Source organism: Microbacterium sp. CnD16-F (assembly GCF_024124465.1).
Classification (GTDB): Bacteria; Actinomycetota; Actinomycetes; order Actinomycetales; family Microbacteriaceae; genus Microbacterium; species Microbacterium gawkjiense.
Genome location: NZ_JAMXSA010000099.1, coordinates 1 through 2,890, shown reverse-complemented (window position 1 = coordinate 2,890; position 2,890 = coordinate 1). Strand labels below are relative to the sequence as shown.

Annotated in this window: 2 rRNA genes; both read left to right on the top strand. The window is 55.0% G+C overall.

The annotated features are described in order from the left end of the window. Positions 1–2,667: ribosomal RNA gene (locus NH287_RS14830) — 23S ribosomal RNA — on the top strand; the annotation flags it as partial. A gap of 98 nt (positions 2,668–2,765) precedes the next feature. Continuing rightward, a 5S ribosomal RNA gene (rrf, locus tag NH287_RS14825) occupies positions 2,766–2,882 on the top strand. The last annotated feature ends 8 nt before the right edge of the window (positions 2,883–2,890 follow it).

Below are 2,890 nucleotides of genomic sequence, written 5' to 3'. Positions count from 1 at the left end.
CGCGAAGAGTATCCCAAGTAGCACGGGGCCCGAGAAATCCCGTGTGAATCTGTCAGGACCACCTGATAAGCCTAAATACTCCCAGATGACCGATAGCGGACAAGTACCGTGAGGGAAAGGTGAAAAGTACCCCGGGAGGGGAGTGAAATAGTACCTGAAACCGTTTGCTTACAAACCGTTGGAGCACCCCTGGTAGGTGTGACAGCGTGCCTTTTGAAGAATGAGCCTGCGAGTTAGCGATATGTGGCGAGGTTAACCCGTGTGGGGTAGCCGTAGCGAAAGCGAGTCTGAATAGGGCGATTCAGTCGCATGTCCTAGACCCGAAGCGAAGTGATCTATCCATGGCCAGGCTGAAGCGACGGTAAGACGTCGTGGAGGGCCGAACCCACTTAGGTTGAAAACTGAGGGGATGAGCTGTGGATAGGGGTGAAAGGCCAATCAAACTTCGTGATAGCTGGTTCTCTCCGAAATGCATTTAGGTGCAGCGTTGCGTGTTTCTTGCCGGAGGTAGAGCTACTGGATGGCCGATGGGCCCTACAAGGTTACTGACGTCAGCCAAACTCCGAATGCCGGTAAGTGAGAGCGCAGCAGTGAGACTGTGGGGGATAAGCTTCATAGTCGAGAGGGAAACAACCCAGACCACCAACTAAGGTCCCAAAGCGCGTGCTAAGTGGGAAAGGATGTGGAGTTGCTGTGACAACCAGGAGGTTGGCTTAGAAGCAGCCACCCTTGAAAGAGTGCGTAATAGCTCACTGGTCAAGTGATTCCGCGCCGACAATGTAACGGGGCTCAAGCACGCCACCGAAGTTGTGGCATTGACATTATTGGTAGGCCTTCGTGGTCCAGCCGTGTTGATGGGTAGGAGAGCGTCGTGTGGCCAGCGAAGCGGCGGTGTGAACCAGCCGTGGAGGCTACACGAGTGAGAATGCAGGCATGAGTAGCGAAAGACGTGTGAGAAACACGTCCTCCGAAAGACCAAGGGTTCCAGGGTCAAGCTAATCTTCCCTGGGTAAGTCGGGACCTAAGGCGAGGCCGACAGGCGTAGTCGATGGACAACGGGTTGATATTCCCGTACCGGCGAAGAACCGCCCCAGCTAATCCAGTAGTGCTAAGAGTCCTAACCCGGCTGAGTGGATCCCTTCGGGGTGAAGCCGGCCGGTCTAACGCTCGAACCCGTTCTGGTGCGGCTAGCGTATTAACAGGTGTGACGCAGGAAGGTAGCCCAACCCGGGCGATGGTTGTCCCGGGGCAAGTGCGTAGGCCGAGAGATAGGCAAATCCGTCTCTCATTCAGGCTGAGACACGATGCGGATAAAAAGTGGGTGATCCTATGCTGCCAAGAAAAGCATCGACGCGAGGTTCTAGCTGCCCGTACCCCAAACCGACTCAGGTGGTCAGGTAGAGAATACCAAGGAGATCGAGAGAATCGTGGTTAAGGAACTCGGCAAAATGCCCCCGTAACTTCGGGAGAAGGGGGGCCATCCACTTATACGGACTTGCTCCGGAAAGGGTGTGGTGGCCGCAGAGACTAGTGGGTAGCGACTGTTTACTAAAAACACAGGTCCGTGCCAAGTCGCAAGACGATGTATACGGACTGACGCCTGCCCGGTGCTGGAAGGTTAAGAGGACCGGTTAGCCGCAAGGCGAAGCTGAGAATTTAAGCCCCAGTAAACGGCGGTGGTAACTATAACCATCCTAAGGTAGCGAAATTCCTTGTCGGGTAAGTTCCGACCTGCACGAATGGCGTAACGACTTCCCAACTGTCTCAACCGCGAACTCGGCGAAATTGCATTACGAGTAAAGATGCTCGTTACGCGCAGCAGGACGGAAAGACCCCGTGACCTTTACTACAGCTTGGTATTGGTGTTCGGTGTGGCTTGTGTAGGATAGGTGGGAGACTATGAAGCGGTGACGCCAGTTACCGTGGAGTCGTTGTTGAAATACCACTCTGGTCACTCTGGATATCTAACTTCGAACCGTAATCCGGTTCAGGGACAGTGCCTGGTGGGTAGTTTAACTGGGGCGGTTGCCTCCCAAAAAGTAACGGAGGCGCCCAAAGGTTCCCTCAACCTGGTTGGCAATCAGGTGGCGAGTGTAAGTGCACAAGGGAGCTTGACTGTGAGACTGACAGGTCGAGCAGGGACGAAAGTCGGGACTAGTGATCCGGCAGTGGCTTGTGGAAGCGCTGTCGCTCAACGGATAAAAGGTACCTCGGGGATAACAGGCTGATCTTGCCCAAGAGTCCATATCGACGGCATGGTTTGGCACCTCGATGTCGGCTCGTCGCATCCTGGGGCTGGAGTAGGTCCCAAGGGTTGGGCTGTTCGCCCATTAAAGCGGTACGCGAGCTGGGTTTAGAACGTCGTGAGACAGTTCGGTCCCTATCCGCTGCGCGCGTAGGAAATTTGAGAGGATCTGACCCTAGTACGAGAGGACCGGGTTGGACGAACCTCTGGTGTGCCAGTTGTTCTGCCAAGAGCACCGCTGGTTAGCTACGTTCGGGATGGATAACCGCTGAAAGCATCTAAGCGGGAAGCCGGCCTCAAGATGAGATTTCCATACCTTCGGGTGAGAGGCTCCCAGCCAGACTACTGGGTTGATAGGCCGGATGTGGAAGCGTGGTAACACGTGAAGCTGACCGGTACTAATAAGCCGATGACTTGATAACACACCGTTTAGGTGCTTGCGTCCACTGAGTGGTTCTCGATGTACGGTCGAGAACCGCATAACGAACAATCGTTGTGCAGACTGAAACATCAATAGTGTTTCGGCGGCCATAGCGTGAGGGAAACGCCCGGTCACATTCCGAACCCGGAAGCTAAGCCTCACAGCGCCGATGGTACTGCAGGGGGGACCCTGTGGGAGAGTAGGACACCGCCGGACTTCTTTCG